General features: G+C 75.7%; 14 protein-coding genes. 7 read left to right on the plus strand and 7 right to left on the minus strand.

What is annotated here, in order from left to right; translation table 11 throughout:
- From CCN72_RS22905 to CCN72_RS22910, 3 genes are all read left to right on the plus strand, one after another.
- On the plus strand, nucleotides 1-1811 hold a 1811-nt coding region (locus tag CCN72_RS22905), incomplete at its 5' end, for an HAD-IIIC family phosphatase (protein WP_107430141.1).
- The gene (locus CCN72_RS38665) at nucleotides 1768-2004 is read left to right on the plus strand and encodes an acyl carrier protein (RefSeq protein ID WP_136100926.1); all 237 of its coding nucleotides are present in this window, start codon (nucleotides 1768-1770) and stop codon (nucleotides 2002-2004) included. The genes CCN72_RS22905 and CCN72_RS38665, both read left to right, overlap by 44 nt.
- Entirely contained in the window at nucleotides 2001-2864 is an 864-nt protein-coding gene (locus CCN72_RS22910) for a 4'-phosphopantetheinyl transferase family protein (RefSeq protein ID WP_086809144.1), read from the plus strand. Before CCN72_RS38665 ends, CCN72_RS22910 begins: the two co-directional genes overlap by 4 nt.
- On the opposite strand, the gene CCN72_RS22915 is transcribed toward CCN72_RS22910, so the two are convergent.
- Nucleotides 2836-3900, minus strand: coding sequence for a LuxR C-terminal-related transcriptional regulator (locus tag CCN72_RS22915; RefSeq protein ID WP_232988132.1), 1065 nt, complete (start codon nucleotides 3898-3900; stop codon nucleotides 2836-2838). The two genes, CCN72_RS22910 and CCN72_RS22915, sit on opposite strands and share 29 nt — an antisense overlap.
- A 426-nt stretch (nucleotides 3901-4326) precedes the next feature.
- Nucleotides 4327-5196, minus strand: a complete 870-nt coding sequence (locus CCN72_RS22920) for a 4'-phosphopantetheinyl transferase family protein (protein ID WP_341868889.1) — start codon at nucleotides 5194-5196, stop codon at nucleotides 4327-4329.
- A 151-nt stretch (nucleotides 5197-5347) separates the two neighbouring features.
- Between CCN72_RS22920 and CCN72_RS22925 the strand changes: the two genes are divergently transcribed.
- Both CCN72_RS22925 and CCN72_RS22930 read left to right on the plus strand, forming a co-directional pair.
- Nucleotides 5348-8389, plus strand: a complete 3042-nt coding sequence (locus tag CCN72_RS22925) for a helix-turn-helix transcriptional regulator (RefSeq protein ID WP_086809147.1) — start codon at nucleotides 5348-5350, stop codon at nucleotides 8387-8389.
- A 205-nt stretch (nucleotides 8390-8594) separates the two neighbouring features.
- Nucleotides 8595-9554: an isoprenoid biosynthesis enzyme family protein gene (locus CCN72_RS22930; RefSeq protein WP_086809149.1), complete on the plus strand. Its 960-nt coding sequence runs from the start codon at nucleotides 8595-8597 to the stop codon at nucleotides 9552-9554.
- Between the two features lie 4 nt (nucleotides 9555-9558).
- Here CCN72_RS22930 and CCN72_RS22935 read toward each other — a convergent pair whose 3' ends face one another.
- From CCN72_RS22935 to CCN72_RS22950, 4 genes are read right to left on the minus strand one after another with little or no spacing between them, the layout of a single operon-like run.
- The gene (locus CCN72_RS22935) at nucleotides 9559-11361 is read right to left on the minus strand and encodes an AMP-binding protein (RefSeq protein WP_244174392.1); all 1803 of its coding nucleotides are present in this window, start codon (nucleotides 11359-11361) and stop codon (nucleotides 9559-9561) included.
- Nucleotides 11352-13655, minus strand: coding sequence for an ATP-binding protein (locus tag CCN72_RS22940; RefSeq protein WP_086809164.1), 2304 nt, complete (start codon nucleotides 13653-13655; stop codon nucleotides 11352-11354). Before CCN72_RS22940 ends, CCN72_RS22935 begins: the two co-directional genes overlap by 10 nt.
- Before the next feature lie 8 nt (nucleotides 13656-13663).
- Nucleotides 13664-16201: an AfsR/SARP family transcriptional regulator gene (locus CCN72_RS22945; protein WP_086809151.1), complete on the minus strand. Its 2538-nt coding sequence runs from the start codon at nucleotides 16199-16201 to the stop codon at nucleotides 13664-13666.
- Nucleotides 16202-16212: 11 nt separating this feature from the next.
- Nucleotides 16213-17238, minus strand: coding sequence for an AfsA-related hotdog domain-containing protein (locus CCN72_RS22950; protein ID WP_086809153.1), 1026 nt, complete (start codon nucleotides 17236-17238; stop codon nucleotides 16213-16215).
- 263 nt (nucleotides 17239-17501) lie between these two features.
- Between CCN72_RS22950 and CCN72_RS22955 the strand changes: the two genes are divergently transcribed.
- On the plus strand, nucleotides 17502-18944 hold the full coding sequence (locus tag CCN72_RS22955) for an MFS transporter (protein ID WP_086809155.1): 1443 nt from the start codon (nucleotides 17502-17504) through the stop codon (nucleotides 18942-18944).
- 41 nt (nucleotides 18945-18985) lie between these two features.
- On the opposite strand, the gene CCN72_RS22960 is transcribed toward CCN72_RS22955, so the two are convergent.
- Complete coding sequence (locus tag CCN72_RS22960; RefSeq protein ID WP_158101392.1) at nucleotides 18986-19990, minus strand: HypE family hydrogenase expression/formation protein; 1005 nt, start codon at nucleotides 19988-19990, stop codon at nucleotides 18986-18988.
- A 248-nt stretch (nucleotides 19991-20238) separates the two neighbouring features.
- Here CCN72_RS22960 and CCN72_RS22965 point away from each other — a divergent pair.
- Nucleotides 20239-21162: MFS transporter (locus CCN72_RS22965; RefSeq protein ID WP_158101393.1), on the plus strand; the 924-nt coding region annotated here is incomplete at its 3' end.

Genomic DNA, 21162 nt, shown 5'->3' on the forward strand with positions numbered 1-21162 from the left:
ACGGGCACGCCGGGGTGGCGGCCCGCCACCCCGGCGTGCCCGTACTGACCGTGGCCGTCACCGGCCAGTCCACGGTGGCTCCGGTGCTCGATCCCCTCGCCGCCGAACTCGCCCGACACGGAATGGCGTTGCGGGCCGTGCTCGGCGATCACGGCGCGTTCGTAACGGATCTGACCGCTCCCGGCGGGCGGTTCGAGGGGCTGCGCCCGGCGTTGACCCTGTGCCTGCTCGACGCCGAGTCCGTTTTCGAGCGGGTCCCCGGCACTTGGTGCCCCGACGACGTGGCGCGCGCCTGCGGGGAGGTGCTGGAGCTGCTGCGCACGGTCGTGGCCGGGCACCGTGCCCGGCTCGGCGGGACGCTGGTGCTCAACACCCTGCCGCTGCCCGCCGGGTGGAGCCGGCGCCTGGTGGACCTGCGGTCCCGGGCCCGGCTGGGCGTGCTGTGGCGGGAGTTCAACGCGGCTTTGCTGCGGTTGCCGGAGGAGTCCGACGGCGTCGTGGTGATCGACCTCGATCCGCTGCTGGCCGCGGACGGTCCGCTGTGCGACGCCCGGCTGGCCCACCACGCCGGTGCCCGCCTGGGCGCCGGGCTGCTCGCCGCGTACGCCCGGGAAGCCGGCCATCTGGCCCGGTCCTTGTCCGGCAGGACGCGGAAGTGCCTGGTGCTGGACCTCGACCACACGTTGTGGGACGGGGTGCTGGCGGAGGACGGCCCCGACGGGATCGCCGCGGCGGGCACATCGCGCGCGGAGGCTTTCGGGGCGTTCCAGGGGCTGGCCCTCCAGCTGCGGGCCCAGGGGGTGCTGCTCGCCGTGAGCAGCCGCAACGATCCCGAGGACGTGCGGCGGGTTTTGCGGGGCCACCCGGACATGCGGGTGTCCGAGGACGACTTCGTGCACATCGCCGCCGGCTGGGGACCCAAGGACGAGGCGCTGCGGGAGATCGCCGCGCGGGCCGGGATCGGTACCGACGCGCTGGTCTTCGCCGACGACTCCCCGGCCGAGTGCGCCTTGATCCGCGCCGCGCTGCCCGAGGTGGCCGTCGTCCGCCTGGACGACGAACCCGCCCTGCACGCGGAGAGGTTGCTGGGTGACGGCTGGTTCACCCAGCCGGGCCTCACCGAGGAGGACCGCGAGCGCCCCGGCCGGTACCGGGCCGAGGCGCGGCGGGAGCGGCTGCGCAGCGACGCCGGGAGTGCCGAGGAGTACCTTGCCGACCTGGCGACCACCGTCGACTTCGGGCCGCCGCTGCCGTACGAGTACGCCCGGACCGCCCAACTCACGCAGCGCACCAACCGGTTCAACCTGACCGGCATCCGGCTGACCGAGGCCGAGGTCGCCGCCGCGGCCGGCGGTGCCCGGGGCGAACGGCTGCTGGTGGCCCGTACCGCCGACCGGTTCGGCGCCCACGGCCTGGTGGGTGCCGTACTGACCCGGCGGACCGGGCCTGTGACCGAGGTGGTGAACGTCTGGCTCAGCTGCCGGGTGCTGGCCCGCGGCATCGAGCAGGCATGCCTCGCCGCCCTGCTCGCCGAGGCGTGTGCCACCGGCTGCCGGGAGGTGCGCGCCCGCTTCACCGAGACCGCCAAGAACGTGCCGGCCCGCTCCTTCTACCCGGAACTGGGCTTCACCGAGACAGAGCCCGGCGGCCCTCGCACCCCCGGTGCCCCCGCGCACGGGGGCACGCACTACCGGCACGTTCTCTCCGCACTCCCTTCGGTGCCCCCGCACATCCGCATGACCGCGAATCTGGCTGGAAAGAATGTCAATGGATCTTGGCTGCCTCGACGATTTTCTCCGACTGCTTCATGATGAGTGCTGCATCGACCTGCGCGGACGGGACGCCGCCACCCGGCTGGCGGACGTGCCGGAGTGGGACTCGGTGCTGTTGCTGCGCCTGCTCACGGTTCTGGAGGAAGAGACCGGACGGCGGCTGTCCGTACAGCCTTTCCTGACAGCGCGGACATTCGGGGACATCCACGCGTGTGTGAAGGAGCAGGCATGACGGCCCCCCAGAGATCGGCGATCGGGCCTTCGCTGACCGTCCCGGTGGAGGTGGCGGACTTCCGCGACTCGGCGTGGCAGCAGGTCCGCCGGGATCTGCTGGAGAGCGGGTCCGCGCTGCTGTGGGCGCGGCTGTCCGCGCTCGGTGAGCAGCTCCCGCAGGACGTGGCGTTGCGCGAGGTGCTGGGCCGGGACTGGTCCCGCTATCTGGAGCTGACCCACGAGGATGTGCGCCGCCGCTACGCGGCTTCCCGGCTGCTGCTCAAATGCGCGGCCGGCGCTGTGCTGCGCAGCGACCCGGAGCAGCTGGAACTGGCCTACGGCCCCACCGGGCGGCCGTATTTACGCGGCTACGACCAGATCGACATCAGTCTCAGCCATACCGCTGACGTGCTGCTGGTCGGGCTGACCACGCGCGGGCTGATCGGCGTGGACGCCGAGCGGGTCGACCGGCAGATGTACGGCGGCGGTCTCGGCCGGCATGTCTGCACACCGTACGAACTGATCACGCTCTCCATGCTGGACGAGCGGGAGCGCAACCCCAGTCTGGTGCGGTTGTGGACTCTGAAGGAGGCGTACAGCAAGGCCATCGGGCAGGGCATGAACTTCCGCTTCACGGAGTTCGGGTTCGGCCCCGATGGCCGCCCGGTGCAGGTGCAGCGCCCGGACGGGACCGTCGGCACCGGCGACGAGTGGGGCTTTCGCAGCTTCGTCATCGACGACGCGTACTGCGTCAGCGCCGCCGTCTACGACGCCGGGTTCGGCACGACGGCCCAGACGGACGTGGCCACCATGCTGGACCAGGACTGCGTGGACGCGATCGAGGAGGCGCTCAACGACCCGCCGGCTCGGGGGGACTGACGTGCTGTTCGGCGAGGAGGCCGTCGAGCATGCCGGACCTGGCCACGTTGAAACCGGCCTGGAACCGGCTGGTCGCCTCCAGCTCCTCGGTGATCTCGGCGATGTGCCGGCGGCAGGTGCGCACGGACATGCCGAGCCGGCGGGCGACCATTTCGTCCTTGTAGCCCTTCGACATCAGCCGCAGGATCGAGTGCTTCACGTCGTCCCCGGTGGTGGGCGCCTTGCCGGTGTCCGGTTCGAAGGGGGTGGCGCTGTCCCAGAGGTAGTCGAAGACCTGGCACAGGAAGGAGACGAGCGTGGGCTCGCGCACCACCGCGGCGCCGGGCGGCTGGTCGCCGCAGGAGGTGCGTTCGGGCAGGAAGGCGATCTCACGGTCGTATATGAAGAGCCGGTCGATGAGTTCGTCGGCGGTGCGGATCTCGGCGCCGGCCGCGGTGACGTCCCGGACGTAGGCGCGGGTGGGCAGGTCGCTGCGGGCGGTGTGCTGGTAGAGGGTCCGCATACGCACCCCGCGCTCCAGCAGTTCCTGGGCGGCCTCCCGGGCGGCGGGCAGCACCTGGGAGGGGCGCGGGCCGCCGGGCTGGATCATGAGGACCTCGCTGCGGCACAGCTGACGGCGCTCGTCGATCATCGACTGGACGAGCGCGGCGTCGGCGATGAGGTCGAACGCCTCGAGCCGGTTTCGCTCGCGGCGGCCCTCGAAGTACAGCGGGGTCAGCGAGAGCAGTTTGGCGCGGACCTCGGTGATGGCCTGCTGGAGATCGCGCACCTGGCGCTCGGCCGCGCCGACCAGGTCGGCGGCGGCCGCGTCGGGGCCCACCGGTACCAGCGCGGTCGGCTCGCCGGGCATGGGCTGAAGCAGGCGCAGATGGCGCAGAGTCTGTTCGGCGCGTTCGACCTCGGGAGCGGAAAGGCCCAGCCGGGCGGCGATGGCCTCGTGTTCGAAGCGACCCAGCCGCACTGCTTGGCCGTACGCCGACGCGCTCAAGTCGTCCAGCTCGTCGAAACCCAGGGCGGAATATTCGATTCCGGCCACCAGTCCAGCTCCCCCCGGTCAGGCGAATTACCTGTCATGCAACTTTACGACACCGTGGGCAGGTTGGTCGTGAGGGGTGACGAAGGGCAGTCTTAAGCCCGTCGGAAGGAAGCGGACGCGACAAGGAACGGGCGGGGTGATTCGAATCCCCGAACATCACCGTTTACTGTTTCATTGCCGGGTCTTGGTTAAATGGGGGGAAAGTCGTGGGGATTTCTTTTCGTAGTCGCCGGGTTGCAGTGACCGCCGCTCTGTTCGGTGCGTGCGCCGCGGCCGTCCTTGCCGTCGGCGGTGCCCAGACCGCACCCGGCCACGTGGCGGTCGGCGCCGCGGTGTCGGCCGGCCCGGGTGCTCGGATCGTCTCTGCGGCGGCGAACGGTGTCAGCCCGTGTGACGACCGCTGGACCTGATCCGGCCGGCCGGGGCTCAGGCCGGGACGAGGGCGGGCGCCAGCTGAGCGATCGCGGTGGCCAGAATGCCGCCCTCCACGCCGTAGCGGCCCGTGTAGGAACGCGGCGCGCTGTCACCGGCCGCCGCCGTGAGCAGCCGGGCCCGGAAGCCCCGCTGGTCCGGGTCGAAGGTGATCAGGGCCTGATGGAAGCCCAGTTCGAGACCGGTCGTCGGGTACCAGGTCTTGAAGACGGACTCCTTGGCGCTGAACAGCAGCCGGTCCCAGGCGATCTCCGGTCGGGCGTGCCGCAGGGCGGCGATCTGCCGCCGCTCCGGGCCCAGCGAGATCTCCTCCAGGATGCCCGCGGGCAGGGACGTGTTCGGCTCGGCGTCGATGCCGAGCGAGCGCACGTCCCTGTGCCGGGCCAGGGCCGCGGCCCGGAAGCCCGCGCAGTGCGTCATGCTGCCGGCGAGCCCGGGACCCCAGCCCGGGGCGCCGCGCCGCCCCGGCACCACCGGCGCCGCCGGCAGGCCCAGGCCGGCCATCGCGCGGCGGGCGCACCAGCGGACCGCCGTGAACTCCGCGCGCCGCTTGGGTGCCGCGTCGCGCACATGCGCCTCCTCCTCCGGGAAGAGGGGGATGTCGACGGGATCGGTCCGCACCTCGACCGCGGCGACGGTCGACGGCAGCAGCTCGGCCAGCATGGAGTCCTCGATTCGCTCGGGGCCGTAGGGGGATTGGTTCCAGCCTTCGAGCGGGCGGGCTCCACGGGCGAGCGACGACGGCGCGGCGCGGGCCGACGGGAGCCGGAACGGGGGCGCGGACGGCAGCCGGCTGTCATACCGGGTGGTCCGCGCGGTGCCCCTTGCCCCGGAGCGACGGGCAAGCCCCTCCGGTCCTGCCATGTCCTTGCCATGGGCGGCCGGAACCGGGCTGTGCCGGCCCCGCGATTTACTGCCGTGCAGGTTCCGGTCACCGTCCGGTGAACGGAACTCTCCTAAAATGGATTACACAATTCTCGGATGACGTATTTCCGGCAGGCGGCCGAAGGTCGGAATGCCCGGACAAAGTGATTGCGTGATCGCGGGGGGATGCTGCGTGAATATCGTTGAAAGGGCAGTGGAACTTGAATCGCTGGATTCCGCGCTGAACGACTGTGCGGCCGGACACGGCGGAGTCGTTCTGGTGGAAGGCCCGGTCGGCTGCGGCAAGAGCGAACTGGTCTCCGAGGCGATCGACCGGGCGACCGGGCGGGGCTGGGTGGTGCTGCGCGCCACCGGGGCGGCCGAGGAACACGCGCTCCCGCTGGGCGTGCTCGGCCAGCTCGCCGCGAGCGGGCCGCCCGGTCTGCTCGCCGCGGCGGTCAGCCGGGTGCCGGGTGCCCTGCGGGAGTCCACGCAGTCGTTCGGCGCGGCCGTACGGCGGCTGGGCGCGAGCGGTCCGGTCCTGATCTGCGTGGACGACTGGCAGCACGCCGACGACGTCTCCCGTACGCAGCTGCTGCACCTGGCCCGTGGTTCGCGGCGCGCCGGGATCCTGGTGGTCCTGGCCCGCGCCCTGCCCGCCACCGTCCCGGACCCGCTGCTGGAGACCGAACTGCTGCGTCTGTCCGGGTCGTTCCGGCTGCGCGCGGCACCGCTGAGCCCGGCCGGCGTGGACACGCTGCTGGACGAGGCCGGGATCACCGAGGGCCCGAGCCGCCGGCTGGCCCACCGGTTGACCGGCGGCAACCCGCTGCTCCTGCGGGCGGTGCTGGCGGACTTCGCGGCCGGGGGCGGGGCTTTGGAGCCGCGGTCCGACGGCGCCTACGCACAGGCTCTGGTCACCTGTGTGGCGAGGGTCGGGGCGGCGGCCGGAGCGGTGGCGCGGGCCGCCGGAGCGCTGGACGGACATGCCTCGGCCGGGACCGTCGCCGCGCTGCTCGACCGCCCGGCCGCTGCCGTCGCCCCCGTCCTGCACGCGCTGGCCGAGGGCGGGCTGCTGGACGGCACCGCCTCGACCGCCCGCTTCCGGCACGCCGCGGCCCGTGCCGCCGTGCTCGACGCCCTGCCCGCCGCGGAGCGTGCCGCGCTGCACCAGGGGGCCGCCGCCGTCCTGCGCCGTGAGGGCGCTCCGGCCACCGCGGTGGCCGAACGGCTCCTCGCCGCGGGCGGTGTGCCGGAGCCATGGGCCGTGCCGGTGCTGCAGAGCGCCGCCGCGTATCTCCTCGCCGCCGGCGAGCCCCGCACCGCGCTGGACTGCCTGCGCCTCGCGGGCGATTCGTTCACCGACCCGCGCCGCCGGGCCGGCAACACCCTGCGCACCGCGGAGGCCGCGGCCCGCATCGACCCCGAGGACGCCGAGCTGCGCCTCGCCGCCCTCCTGGCCGAGGCCAGGACCGGCCATCTGACCGCGACCGACCTGAACACACTGGCCGGGCTGCTGGCGGTGCACGGCCGTCTGGACGAGGCTCGGGAGGCACGGGATTTGGCGGCCGCGGCCGGGGCGCGTGAGGACACCGCGTCGGCCGGGGGCCGGACCGGGTCCGGTTCGGGTGAGGACGCGGAGGCGGCCGAGGCCGGGGCGGATGCGGAGGTGGCCGGGGCCGGTGCGGATGCGGTGCCGGACGCCGGTGCCAACCCGGGCCGGGTGGCCATTCCGGCGCAGCTGCCGCCCCCTTGGTACGGGCGCTCCGCGCAGTCGGGTGCCGCTCGTGCCGGCAGCGGAGCCTTCGGCGGTGCGACGGCCGGGCGGGCCGGGGACCGGCGCGTCGGTGGCGCGGGGGCCGGGTTCGACACGAGTCGGGTTCTTGCGGCCGCCGGCTCCGCCGGGGGCGGGGCCACCACTGCCATCGGCGGTGGCCCCGCGGAGACCGGGGGCCTCACGGACGGCTGCCGTCCGGGCCGACGGGATGCCGCGGTGTGGGCCGGGCCCTGGTGGCTGGAGGAGCGGGCCGGGGGTGCCGTCGCCGGCGCCGAGGCGCAGTTGCGTTCGGCGCTCGGCGGTTGTCCGGCCATCGAGCCGGTGCTGCACGCCCTGCGCACCCTGCTCTACCTCGGCGGCCCGGCCCGCGCGCTGCCCTGGTGCGCGGAGTTCGCCGAGCGGACACGGGAGTGCGCCGCGCCCGGATGGTCGGCGATGGTGCGCACCGTGCACGCCGAGGCACTGTTCCGGCAGGGCGACCTGCCCGGCGCCGAGGCCGCCGCCCGTACCGCCCTGGAACTGGTGCCCCGCTCGGCCGGCAGCACGGTGGTGACCGGGACCGCCGGCATCCTCGCGCAGGTGCTGCTCGCGCGCGGCCGCGCCGATGTGGCCGCCGCCGAACTGGCCCGGCCCGTGGCGGAGTCCGGCCACGCCACCGTCCCGGGGCTGGCGTACCTGCGGGCGCGCGGCCGGTTCCACCTGGCCGCGGGACGCTGTCACGCGGCCCTCGCCGACTTCCTGGAGATCGGCCGCCGGATGCGCGGCTGGGGGCTGGACCGGCCGGTCGTCCTGCCCTGGCGCACCGACGCGGCCGAGGCGCTGCTCGGCCTCGGGGAGGCCCGGCAGGCGGACCGCTTCGTCACCCAGCAACTCGCGCTGCCCGACGCCGCGGACGCCTGGGTGCAGGGCGTCTCCCTGCGCCAGCGGGCCGCCCTTCAGGAACCCCGGCGCCGCAAGACGCTGCTCGACCGCTCCACGCAGGCGCTGCGCCGGTCCGGCGACCGGTACGAACTCGCCCGCACCTTGGCGGAGTTCGGCCGCACCCTGCTGGAGTGCGGGGAGACCGCCCGGGCCACCATGGTCAACCGCACCGCCTGGCACCTGGCCGACGAGTGCGGGGCGTACCCGCTGCGGGACACCGTGGAGTCGGCCGGCCCGGTCCCCGCCCCGCCCGCCGCGCCGGTCGCCCTGCCCGCCCGGTCGGCCTCCTGCGCGCGTCTGGCCGAGCTCACCGACTCCGAACGGCGCGTCGCCGCGCTGGCCGTGCACGGGGACACCAACCGGGAGATCGCGGGGAAGCTGTTCATCACGGTCAGCACGGTCGAGCAGCATCTGACCCGCGCCTACCGCAAGCTGGGCGTCACCTCGCGCCGGCAGCTTCCGGTGGAGCTCCAGCTGATGCTCAGCGAGGCATGACGCGCGGTCGTAGGGCCGAGGGCGCGCAAGCGCGCATGGCAGGCGGATGGCAAGGGCCCGCGGGCGTCGCCGGTCCCCGGCAGGAGACAGCCATCCCTCCCGGCCACCGCGCGTACGTTCCGCGCCACGTCCCGGTGCCGCGGGTCCCGCCACGGCATCGCCGGGCACGCTGAGGAAAGGAGCGGCCGGCGAAGGGGGCAGTGACATGACGGCGCATCAGCACACGGGACGGGATGCGGACCGGATGGCGATACGGGACCGGATGCTGGAGCGCGTCCAGCGGCGGATCGGCGGCCTCCTCACGGAGGAGCACCGGCGCTGGGCCGCCGCGGGCCACCGGTCGGCCTCGTTGGTCAGCGATGTCGCCGCGGTGGTGCGCTCGGCGGACGACCGGGTCCGTGCCGGGCTCTTCCTCACCGGCTACCTGGCCGCGGGCGGCGACCCCGGTGCCGCCCGCGCCGTGGACACGGCCGCGTCCCTGGAGATGCTGGACGCCGCCCTCGCCGTCCGCGCCGATACCCGCGACGGCGTCGCGCTGCGCCGGGGGCTGCCGACGCTGCACGTCAGCCATGCCGCCGAGCACGAGCGCAACGGCTGGCGCGGAGAGTCGCGCAGGTTCGGCGACACCACGTCCGTGCTCGCCGGTGACCTCGCGTTCGGCTACGCCGACCGGCTCGCCCGCGCGCTGTCCGGCGCGGCCCGCCGGGAGTGGGAGAACCTGCGCACCCAGCGGGCGCTCGGGGCGTACGAGGCGACGGTCGCCGCGGCGGCGTACCAGGACGACCCCTGGCCGGCCGGGTGCCTGGCGCTGGCCTGTTCGCCGGGGTGCGCGGCGGGCGCGTACGCCGTCCACCACCCCTTGCGCCTTGGCGCGTTGCTCGCGGGCCGGCCCGAACTCGCCGACGTCTACGCGGAGTACGGAGTACGACTGCATGCGGCGTGGCGGCTGCGCGGCTTCCTCAGCGGCGGGCCGGACTACGACGACGAGGCGGAACTCCTGCGCGACGTACTGTTCGACGCGGAGGGCCGCCGGTCCGCCGAGGCCCGCACCCGGGAACTCGCCGAGGACGCCGCCCGTGCCCTGGTCCCGGCGCGCCTCCCCTCCGACTGGCACGCCGAACTGGCGTCCTGGGCCTGGCACCTGGGCGCCACGCACTGCGCGTGAGCGGTCACGGTGTGCTGCGGGGGCGGCCGGGGCGTAGGCGTTCGAGCCAGCCGCGCAGACCGTCGCGGCGGAGCCGGCCGCGGTCGTCGCGGGGGAGGGAGCCGACCAGCTCCAGCCGGTTGGGCAGGGCCGCGTCCGGGATGCCCTGCGCGGTGAGATGAGCGCGCAGGTCCGGCAGGGCCGGCGGCACGTCCTCGGCGGCGGGTACGACGACGGCGCAGGGGCGTTCGCCCGCCTCGGCGTCGGTCCACGGGACGACCACCGCCTCCCGCACCCCGGGGTGGGTGTGCAGCGCGGCCTCCAGCCGGTCCACCGGAACCAGGAAGAACGCGCCGGTACGGCCGTGCGCCCGCGCGGTGACATGGACGCCGCCCAGGCCGTCCGGCCGGGCCAGGTCCCCGACGTCGACCCAGCCGCCGGCCCGCCCCCAGGTCGCCTCCGGCGCGCCCCCGTCCTCCCGTCGTACCCCCAGGCACACCGAGGGACCACGCACCCGCAGCCGATCCTCCCCGTCCGTCCGCGCGGCACGGTCCGCGAGGGCGGAGACCTCCAGGCCCGGTACCGGCATGCCGTCGCTCCGCCCGGCCCGCTCCGCCGGGATGTCCCCGCGGGCGACGATGCCCAGCCCCAGCTCCGGCGCGCCCCACACCCCGCGCACCGGCGCGCCCAGCGTCTGCGGCAGCGCGGCCAGCAGCTCCGGCGGGGTGCTGGTGCGGCCGCCCGAAAGCACCAGTCGCAGCCGGGGCAACGGGCGGGGCGCGCACCGCTGTTCCGCGTCGACCTCGGCCCACTGCGCGGGTGCCGCGTAGGCGTGTCCCGCGCCGGTGCCTGCCAGCAGGTCCAGACAGCTGCCCGGCGCCCATACGTCCTGGAGGACGCCGGTGCCGCCCACCGTGAGCGGCCGGCACACCGTGAACAGGATCGACGCCAGTGAGGTCAGCGGTAGCGCCGAGTAGGAGACGCGGTGGCTCTCCTCGTCCGGCCGCGCGGTGCCGGGCGGCACCGGGGCGGCCAGCGCGCGGCAGCCGGCGTACAGGGTGTTCGCCGAGTGCAGGACCAGGGAGCAGGCGTCGCCGGGGCCCCGCACCGCGACCTGGAGGCAGACGCGGTCCGCCGGGTCGCACGGTCCGAGCCGACGGCCGGCGGGCCGGTAGGGGCCGCGTTCGTGCGGGGTGCGCAGGAAGTGCGGGCCGAAGTCCACGGCCCCGGTCCGGGAGGCCGCCGCCGGCACGTCCGCCGGCGTGGTGGCGAGCACCACCCGGTGGCGCAGCCAGGGCAGTTCGGCGGCGAGAGCGGCCAGCGGTCCGGCGTACGGCACGCCCTCCCACACATCGGGCACGACGCACACCCGCGCCTGCGACAGGGCCAGGACCTGGCCGAGACCGCGCACACCGAAACCGGGCAGCACCGGCACCGCCACCGCGCCCAGCCGGACACAGGCCAGGAACAGGGCGGCCGTCTCCCAGCGGCTCGGCAACTGGTACGCGACCGGATCACCCGGCCGCACCCCGAGCGCGGCCAGCGCCCCGGCGAACCGGTCGACATACAGGTCGAGCCGGCCGTAACTCAGCACCGTGAGGCGCCGCCCCTCGGGCGCGAGGGCATGGTGCTGCACGAGGGCGGCACGCCGCGGGTGCCGGGCGGCACCCCGGCGCAGATCGGTGGCGAACGTCTCCCCCGACCGCCACCAGCCCTGCACCCGATAGGCCCGGGCCACCTCGTCGGCCGGAGCCGGGAGCACCACGTCGGCTTCCGGCCGCGGGGCCGCCGCCTTCGACCGTGCCGCGCCGCAGGCGTTCACGTCCACTTCCCGATCGCCCAGGCGACCTGGACGCGGGAGGCGCAGTCCAGGCGGCGCATGATCTGGCGGACGTGGTTGACCACGGTCCACTCGGAGAGGTCGAGGCGAGCGGCGATCTGGCGGTTGGTCAGGCCCTCCGAGACGAGCAGGGCCACTTGCAGCTGGCGGGCGGTCAGACGCTTCTCGCCCGTGCCGGTGGCCTTGCCGGGGGGCGCGGGGGGAGCGGAAAGGGCCTCGGCGATCAGGCCGGTGGCGTCGAGGGCCCGGCCTTCGGCGCCGGCCAGGGCGTACGGGGACCAGCCGAGCCGGGAACGGATGCCCGTCAGTGCCTCCTCCAGCGCGGCCCGGTGCGCGGGCGGGGGCGTGGACCCGGTACGCCGGCGCAGCGTCCGGGCGGCGGTGATCAGCCGGACCACCCGGGGCTGCTGCGCGGGAGTACGCCGCAGCACCAGCAGGGCGAACTCCTCGGCGAGCCGCGGCAGGACGCTCAGGTCGACGGTGTCCCGGCACAGTTCCAGCGCCTCGCGCAGGGCCGCGTCGGCGGCCGGTTCGTCCGGGTCCGGCCTGTCGGGCGAGCTCATGGCGAGGAGCGCGGCGACGTACCGCGCCTCGGTCAGGCCGCGCAGATCGCCCAGGCGGCGCAGGGCGGCGGTGCCCCGGTCGAGGAGGTCGGCGGCCCGCCGGGAGTGGCCGAGGGCGTGCTGCGCCGCGGCCAGCGTGGTGGTGGCGCGGGCCGCGGGGCCGGCGGCGCCGACGGCTTCCAGGGCGGCCACCGCGGGTTCGAGCGAGGCCAGCGCGCCGGGCGCGTCGCCCGTGGCGAGCAGGGCCGCGCCCAGGTGGGCGGTGATCCGCGCGCTCAGCCCGCGGTCGCCCAGCCGCTTGCCGTCCGCCAGCGCCGTACGGTGCCGGCGCACCGCCTCGACGGGATCGCCGAGAGCCGCCGTCAGCTCGCCGCCCAGGTCGTTCAGCCGTACCGCCGCCGCCTGCGGCACCCCCGCCGCCAGCCGGTCGCACCAGGCCACGCCCTCCCGGAGCAGACCCCGCGCCGGCCACATCTGCCGGCAGCCGAGGACCAGCGTCGCCGCTCGCTCCGTCGCGCCGCGCGCGTGCGAGTGCTCCAGCGCGGCCAGGACATTGGCGGTCTCCGCGCCCAGTACGGCGAGCCAGCGCGCCTGTTCGGTGCCGGCCAGCCGGGGCGCCGCCGCCGTCACCAGACGGTGGTAGCGCTCGGCGTGCTCGTCCCGGGCCGTCGTCAGCTCCCCGCGCCCCTCCAGCGCGGCCCCCCGGTACGAGCGGAACGGCTCGCGCACCGCGTACCGCGGCTCCGCCCCGGCGCGGTCGGTCAGCGCGAGGACGCCCCGGTCCAGCAGGCCGTCGACGGCCGGTTCGTCCGCCCGTTCGAGGGCATGCGTGCCGAACCCCGGCCGGTACACGCACAGCCGGTCCAGCAGGGCACGTTCCGCGTCGGGCAGCCCGCGGCAGCCGTACTCGGCGAGCGCCGTCAGCGAGCGGTGCCGTTCCGGGGCGCCGGCCGGGCCGCCGTGCAATTGGCCGGGGCGGTCGCGCAGCCGGGACAGCAGGGTGGCGGGCTCGTACCAGCGGGTGCGGGCGGCGGCCAGTTCGAGCGCGGCGGGCAGCCCGTCCAGCAGGGCGCACAGCCCGGCGACGGCCCGCCCGTTCTCCTCGGTCACCGCGAAACCCGGCCGGGCCCGCGCCGCGCACACCGTGAACAGCTCCACCGACGGTACCGCGCACAGCCGCTCCAGATCGGTGTCCTCGTCGTACTCCCCGTCCGGGGGTACCGGCAGCGGGTGCACCGGGAACAGCCGCTCGCCCAGGACGCCGAGCGGCTCCAGGGCGGTGGCGAGCACGACGACACCAGGGCCGGTGTCCAGCAGGCGCGTCACGTCCACGGGTGCCGGCCGGGCCTCGTGGTCGCAGCCGTCCAGGAGCAGCAGCACCCGGCCGCCCCCCGCCGCGCCGGCGCGCACCGAGGCGGCCACCGCCGCGCCCGGGTCCGCCGGATCGCAGTCCACGACCGCGATGACGCCCGCGCGGGGGACCGCACCGGAACCGGCTGTGCTCCCCGTACGCGCCGGTGCCACCGCCTCGGCGGCCGCCCCGGCCAGCCGGCTCTTGCCCGCGCCGGGCGCGCCGGTCAGCGTGACCAGCCGTACGGCGGGATCGCGCAACCACTCATCGAGGACGTGCAGTTCCTCCGTCCGTCCGATCAGGTCGGTGTCGGCCGGCCGGCGGTGTGCGCGCGCCGCATCCGGCCGTGCTCCGTGGGTCAGCAGCATGTCCATCCTCATGGTCGGGGCGGTCCCGGGCGGCCGGGCGGGGCGAGCCGCCAGACACCGGGCCGCACCTCGAAGTTCCGGTGCGCCTCGGTGCTCCGGCGCGGCTCGTGGACGGCGCCGAGGGCGCGGTGGGCGTGCGCCTCGCGACGGCGGTCGCCCAGGGCGGCGGCGAGGGTCACGCACTCGGTGAGCGGCCCGGCCGCGGCCCGCCCGCCCCCCGTTTGCAGCGCCACCAGCGCCCGCACCCGCTGCACCTCGTACCGGCCCACCGCGCCCCCGGACTCGGGCGCCACGCCCAGCAGCGCGGCGGCCCGGTCCGGATCGCCGTGTTCCAGGCGCAGTTCGGCGAGGCCGGCCAGGGCGCGGGCCCGTTCGTCCGCGAGGCCGGGGCCGGCCGCGATCTCGGCCGCCCGGCCGTAGCGCTCGGCGGCGCGCTCGTCGTCGCGCTGCTGCCAGGCCAGATCACCCAGCGAGGTCAGCAGCCGGGCCCGCGCGCGCCGGTCACCGAGACGCTCGGCCGCGTCCAGCGCGAGCGTGTGGGCGGTCTCCCAGGTGGCCCAGTCGGCGGTGCGTTCCAGCGGCGCGGTGAGCGCCTCGGCGAGCCGCAGTACGGTGGACCACCGGCCCGCCGCGTGCGCCGTGCGCAGCACCCCGGCCAGTTCGCGGGTCCGTGCGACGGTGCGCGGGGCGCCGCCCGGTGCCGCGGCCGCCGCCGCGTACGCCTCGCACATCCGGACGGTCGCCGCGCGCACCGAGTCCGTGGGTTCCAGGGTCCGCAGCCGATCGGCGGCCAGCAGCCGCGCCGGCTCCGGCAGCAGATAGGTCTCCGGGCCGTGCGCGAGGAGGAACTGGCGGTCGGCGAGGGCGTCCAGGAGCAGCGTGGCCGGATGGCGCCCGAGATCCAGTACGGCCGCCGCCGCGCCGCTGCCGAACTCCCCGCGCGGCAGCAGCGCCAGCAGCCGCAGCGCCCGGCGCTGTTCGGCCGGGAGTTCGTCGTACGCCCCGAGCAGGCGCGCGCGTACGTCGGGTTCACCGGCGCCGAGTACGTCGAGGCGGGTGGCCTCCTCGCGCAGCCGGGCGAGCAGGGTCACGCCGTCCCAGTGCGGGCGGGCCGTGAGGGCGAGCGCGGCGGCCCGCAGCGGCAGCGGCAGCCCACCGCACAACTCGCCGACGCGGTCCGCGATGTCGGGCGGGACGCCGGGCAGCATCCGTCGTACGGCCAGTCGCCCCAGCGGCCCCAGCGGCACCACCCGCGCTCCGGCCGCCGCGAGCCGTCCGGTCACCAGCGCGGTGCTGCCGGGAGCCGTGGGCAGCAGGGGCCGCACCTGGGCGAGGGAACCGGCGCCGTCCAGCACCAGCAGCAGCCGCCGGCGGGCGGTGAGGGCACGCAGCGCGGCGACCGGGTCGGGGCCGGGACGGTCCGGGGCCGGGCCGGCCGCTCCGGTCGGGCCGGAGCGGGCCAGGCGCAGCAGCTGGGCCGCGGCCTCCGGGGCCGTACGGGGACCGGCGGTGGGGCGCAGGTCCACGAACAGCACCCCGTCCGGAAAGGCGTCGGCCACCCGGTGTGCCACGGCCAGTGCGAGGGCCGTCTTGCCGGCGCCCACGGGCCCGGTGACGGCCGTCCAGGCACCGGGCGCGGCGCCTCGCACGAGCCGTTCCACCGTCTCGCTCTCCTCGTCCCGGCCGATCAGCTCGCCGTCAAGGGCGGGCGGTACGGGGGGCGGCCACTCCCGCGGGCCCGGGAGCGTTCGCACGGGCGGTTCCGGCACCCCGTCTTCCGCGCCCCCCTCCCGCAGCAGACGCTGGTGCAGGGCGCGCAGGCGGGCGCCGGGTTCGGTGCCCAGCTCCTCCGCGAGCAGGCCGCGCAGACGGGCGTACGCCTCCAGCGCCTCCGCGTGCCGCCCGGTGTGGGCGAGGGCGGTCAGCAACTGGGCGTGGAACTCCTCGCGCAACGGGTGCCGCGTCGTCAACGCGCGCAGGTCCGGCAGGACTTCATGGTGATGGCCAAGGCGCAGCTCGGCCTCCAGGCGCAGCTCCGTCACCTCGAGGCGAACCTCGGTCAGGCGGGCCGCGGCGGCGCGCAGCAGCGGGCCGTGCGGCGTACCGGCCAGCAGCGGGCCACGCCACAGCGCGTCCGCGCGGCGCGCCAGCTCCGCCGCACGGCCGACGTCGCCCTCGGCCAGGGCCCGCCGGGCGGGCCCGCGCAGCCGCTCGAACACCGTCGCGTCCATGTCCTCGGGGTCCACGCGCAGCACATAGCCCGGCCGCTGGGTGACCAGCAGCGCGCGGCCCTCGCGGGGGCTCGCCGCGGCCAGCGTCTTGCGGATCTGCGAGACGTACACGTGCAGCGTGGTCAGCGCGGTGCGCGGCGGCCCGTCCGGCCACAGCTCGTCGATCAGCTCGTCGACGGAGACCACACCGCCGGGGCGGGTGAGCAGGGCGCCGAGCACCGTGCGCGGCTTGGGCGCGCCGAGCGGGCGCGGACCCGCGGAGCCCGGGTCCGGATCGCCCGTGATCTCCAGCGGGCCCAGGATCCGGAACCTCATCTCCCGGCCCCTCAGAGATCCTGCACCACGACGGCGGTCGCCTCCGCGACGGCCTTGCGTCCCTGGGTGAGCGTCAGGGTCACCGGCACCCGGGCCCGGCCGTCCGGATCGGGTTCGACCTCACCCGCTACGGCGACGCACCGCAAGGGCGGTCCCGCGTCCGCCGAGCCGCGGAAGTGGACCCGTGAGGCGGCCAGCGTGCAGCGCGCGGAGGCCAGTCCGTGCCGTCGGCCGGCCGAGAGCAGCGCGCTCTGCCGCAGCGCCTCCAGGACGTGCAGTCCGGCCAGTCGCCCCTCCCGGCCCGTGAACACCGGGGCGACGTGCTGCGTGCGCACCCAGGTGGACAGCCGGCCCGAGGGCAGCCGCTCGGGGTCGCTCACCAGCACGTTCCCGGCGTCGGCGCGGCCCACCTCGGCGGCGGGCACCCGGTGCGCGGCCGTCGGGGGGACCGTGACCGCCGCACGGCCGTGTTCCTCGGGGGCGGTCCGGCCGGGCTGCGCGAAGGCGAGCTGGTTGCGGTAGAGCGCGGGCGTGAGGAAGACGAGGCTCGCGGAGCCGACCGCGCACGGTGTCCCGTCGATGCTCACCTCGGTGTGGAACTCCACCCCTCGCGGGATGCCGTTGACGACATGCGTGGGAACGGCCCGCAGTCGCGTACTGAGCCGGGAGCCGCCGCCCGGGCGGGCGCGCCAGGGGGCGAGGTCGGTGAGGCGCAGGTCGTACCGGTAGAAGAGGCCGGTGCGCTCCGTGGGGACACCGAAATAGCGGTGGCCGACGAACTCGCCGATCTCCCGGACGGATTCGGTGACGACCTGCATGTCGTGAAAGTGCGCGGGACCGTCGTTGAACAGCGGGTGGTCCCGTGGGAGGCGGTCGGCGAGCACGAAGTGCTCTTCGCCGAGGCCGGGAGTGTCCAGGCAGTTGCCCCACGAGACCGGGCAGTGGATGAGGTGGCGGGCGGTGCCGAACGGAGCCGTCTCGGACGGCTCGCCGGCATGGGTGTCCGCGCCGCGTCTCACCGTCATGGATTCCGTCATGTGTCCCCCCTGGCTGCCCTTCGAACACGCCTGCCGTCCAGCGTGCGAAACGGTCCGGGCGGAGGCCAGCGCGGCCCGATGGCAGCAAGTTGCATGACCGCAACTGCGGTGCGAGGGGGGCGCCCGGCGGGTCCGTGCAGGGGTGCCCGGCTCGCCTTTAGCGAATCTCAGGGCGGGGTCCGCACGATGGGCGGGGCCCGTCGGCCGGTTTCGATCCCCCGTCCGGCCGACGGGCCGTCCGCGGTCGACGAAGGGGACAGACCATGACCACGTCCGCAGTGCCGGAGCGCACCACGGCCGGTGAGCGCCGCCCCGGTGCGCCGGGGGCCGCCGCCCCGGGGCGAGGCGTCCCCGGCCGGGCCGGGTCCGTGCGGACCGTCTCCGGCCCGGTCGTGGCCGGTTACGGCGCCGGGGCCCTGCTCTCGGGTACGTTCACCACCCTGCCGGGGCTGCTGCTCCTGCCGTACCTCACCGACACGCTCGGCGTCGGCGCGGCCCTCGCCGGGGCGGCCGTGCTCGTCCCCAAGCTGTGGGCGGCGGTGGTCAATCCGCTGGTGGGCGGGTACGCCCGTGGAGCCCGGGCGCGCCGGCGGCTGATCCGGTACGGCGGCGCGGCGATGGCGGTGGCCTGCGCGCTGATGTTCGCCTCGGTGGTGCCGGGCACGGGCGGCGCGTACTGCGCGGAGGCGGGCTTCCTGCTGACGGCCACCGCGTTCGCCTGTTTCCAGGTCCCCTACGCCGCGCTGCCCGCCGATCTCGCCACCGGCCCGGCCGATCGGTTCCGCCTGGCCGCGGGCCGGGTGGCCGGCCTGGGAGTGGCGGCGCTCGCCGTGGGCGCGGCGGGTCCCGCGCTGGTGTCGTCCGGCGGCCCGTCGTCCGGATACCGCTGGGCGGGCTGTTTCGGCGCGGCGGTGATCGCTCTCGGCACGCTGGGCGTGGCCCTGGCCATGCGCCGCACGCCCGCCGGGCGGCCCGTCGCCCGCGCGCGCCGGGCTCCGTCGTCCGCCGCCGTTCGGACGCCCCTGACGGCCGCCCCCGTGCGGCCGACGGTCAAGGAGATCCTGGCGAACCGCCCCTTCCGTGCCCTGCTCGGTGCGGCGGCCGCGCAGTCGCTGGCCACCGGAGTGCTGCTGGCCGGGGTGCCGTACGCCACGCGGCAGGTGCTCGGTGATCCGGCGTTGACCAGTGCCCTGGTGGTGGTGTTCGTCCTGCCGGACCTGCTCGCCGCGCGGCTGTGGGCCCGGTTCGGCGCCCGCGTGGGCACGCGGCGGGCCTACGCGCTGGCCGGTGCCCTGTTCGCGGCCGGCTGCCTCGGCTTCCTCGCCGCGCCCGTGGTGGCCCCCGGGTTCCTGCTCGCCGCGATGCTGCTGGCCGGCGCCGGGCACGCGGGCCAGCTCGTCTTCCTGTACGGCCTGCTGCCGGGCTGTGTCGCCGAGGAGGCCGCCGCCGGCGGTGACCGCGGCGAACTGCTGTCGGGGGTGTTCGCCACCGGGGAGGCGGTCGGGCTGGCCCTCGCCCCCTTCGGCTACGGACTGGTGCTGGCCGCGTCCGGCTATGTCTCCGCCGCCGGGCACACCGTCCACCAGAGCGGCACCGCCCGCTTCGGCATCCTCCTCGGCCTGGCGCTGCTGCCGCTCCTCGCCACGGTCGCCGGCACCCTGTCCCTGCGCGGCCACCGCCCCGCGGGCGTCCCGGCGCGCCCCTGACCGGCGGGCCGCCCACCCGGTTCCGCCGCCGGCCATGGGCGTCACAGCACCCGCGCGGCCCCCACCTCCCCGGCCCGCACCGGCCGCGTCGTGCCGTCCCCGGCGCGCAGGACGAGGCGGTGTTCCGCTTCCCGGTGCAGCGTGCCCACCACGGCGGCCCGACGCGCGCGGGGCCGGCCGCGCAGGGCGGTGAGCAGGGCGGGGGACACCTCGGGGGCCACGACGAGGCAGAGGGTGCCGGGGCTCGCGGCCGACCAGGGGGTGCGGTGGAGGTCGTCGAGGGCGAGGCGGGTGATCCGCCGCACGGGCAGGTCCGGTTCCTCGATCCGGGCGGTGAGCCGGGCCTCCGTCGCCACCTCGGTGAGAACCGTGGCCAGTCCGCCCTCGGCCGGTTCGCGGACCGTGCGCAGGCCCGGGCCGGCGGTGGCGAGGGCCAGGGCGATCAGGTCGCAGAGCGGCGCGCAGCCGCCGTCGACGTGGTGCTCGTAGCCCAAGCCCGCGCGCAGCGACAGGAGATGGGCCTCGTGGTCGCCCAGCGGCCCGGTCACCACGATGTGGTCGCCGGGCCGGGCGGCGCCGGGGCCGGGGGGCCGGTACCGCCCGGCCGTGCCGAGGGCGGTGGCCGTCACGTACACCTGGTCCGCGTCCCCGGCCCGCACCATCCGGCCGTGCACATCGACCACCGTGACCCGCGCCTCGGCCGCCGCATGCCGCACCGAATCGGCCAGTTGGCGCAGCCTGTCCCGGGGCAGTCCGGCCTCGGCGGTCAGGCCCAGGGTCAGCGCGCGGGGCTCGGCGCCCCGGGCCGCCAGGGCGTTGACCGTGCCGCACACCGCGAGCCGCCCGATGTCGCCGCCGCCGAAGAACGGCGGGTCGCACACGAAGGTCCGGGTGACGGCGAGCGTCCCGTCGTCCGGCGCGCCGGGCCCCTGTGCCGGCAGCAGGTCCGCGAGGAGACGGCCGGGGTCGTCATGGAGAGCGAGCTGCACCGCGGCCGGCGCCGGCATCCGCGCCGGTTCCGACACCGCCGCCTGATGTGACGTCAAATCATGAGCTTTCATGGGTAGTTGTGACGACATGACGGTACCCTTTCCCGGGCCGTGTCGGTGGCCGCGCCGCATTCACCGTAGAACGGGGTGCGGGTGTCCGCGCGTCCCAGGACAGGGGCGGGCGCCGGAGATAGGGGTCCCCTAATTCGCGCGCACACGCGTTGTTCCGGTTTCCGCTCCCTCATACCGTCATGACGACAGACCGTCGTCGAGCGGCGCTCCCGTGCCGCACGTGAGGAGTTGTGGTGGAAAACAAGGGAGCCAGTCGCGGACACCCGCGCAGGTGGGCGATTCTCGCCGTGCTGGCCGTCGCGGTGTTCGTGGTGTCGATCGACTCGACCATCCTCAACGTGGCGCTGCCCACGCTGGCCAGAGAACTGGACGCCGGCACCAGTGACTTGCAGTGGATGGTGGACGCCTACTCGCTCGTGCTCGCCGGTCTGCTGATGCTGACCGGCAGCCTCTCGGACCGGTTCGGGCGCAAGAAGCTGCTCGTCGCCGGTCTCGTGCTGTTCGGCGTCGCCTCCGTGGCGGCCGCATTCTCCACGCACTCCTGGGAACTCATCGCCGCCCGCGCGGTGATGGGCGCCGGCGCGTCCGCGTTCATGCCGGGCACCCTCTCCATCCTGGTGCACGTCTTCTCCGAGGACGAGCGGCCCAAGGCCATCGGCATCTGGGGCGCGGTGACCGCGCTGGGCGCCGTGACCGGACCGCTGATCGGCGGTGTGCTGCTGGAACACTTCTGGTGGGGTTCGCTCTACCTCGTCAACGTCGTCGTGGTCGCCGTCGCCGTGCTCGGCACCACCGCACTGGTACCGGAGTCCACCGACCCGGCCGCCCGCCCGCTCGACGGGCTCAGCGCCGTCCTGTCCATCGTGGGCATCAGCGCCCTGGTGTACGGCGTGATCGAGCAGCCGCGCTTCGGCTGGTCCTCGTCCCGGGTGCTGGCCGGCCTCATCGGCGGTGTCGTCGTCATGGGCCTGTTCATGCTGCGGCAGAAGACCGCCCGGCATCCGATGATCGATCTGGCGATCGTGCGCAACCACCGCTTCCTCGGCTCCAGCGGCACCATGGCCGTGCTGATGTTCGCGCTCACCGGCAGTCTGTTCGTGCTCACCCAGCAGTTCCAGCTGGTGCTCGGCTACTCGCCGCTGCTCGCCGGCGCCGCG

Origin of the sequence: Streptomyces murinus (genome assembly GCF_002154555.1) — a bacterium.
Lineage (GTDB): Bacteria > Actinomycetota > Actinomycetes > Streptomycetales > Streptomycetaceae > Streptomyces > Streptomyces murinus.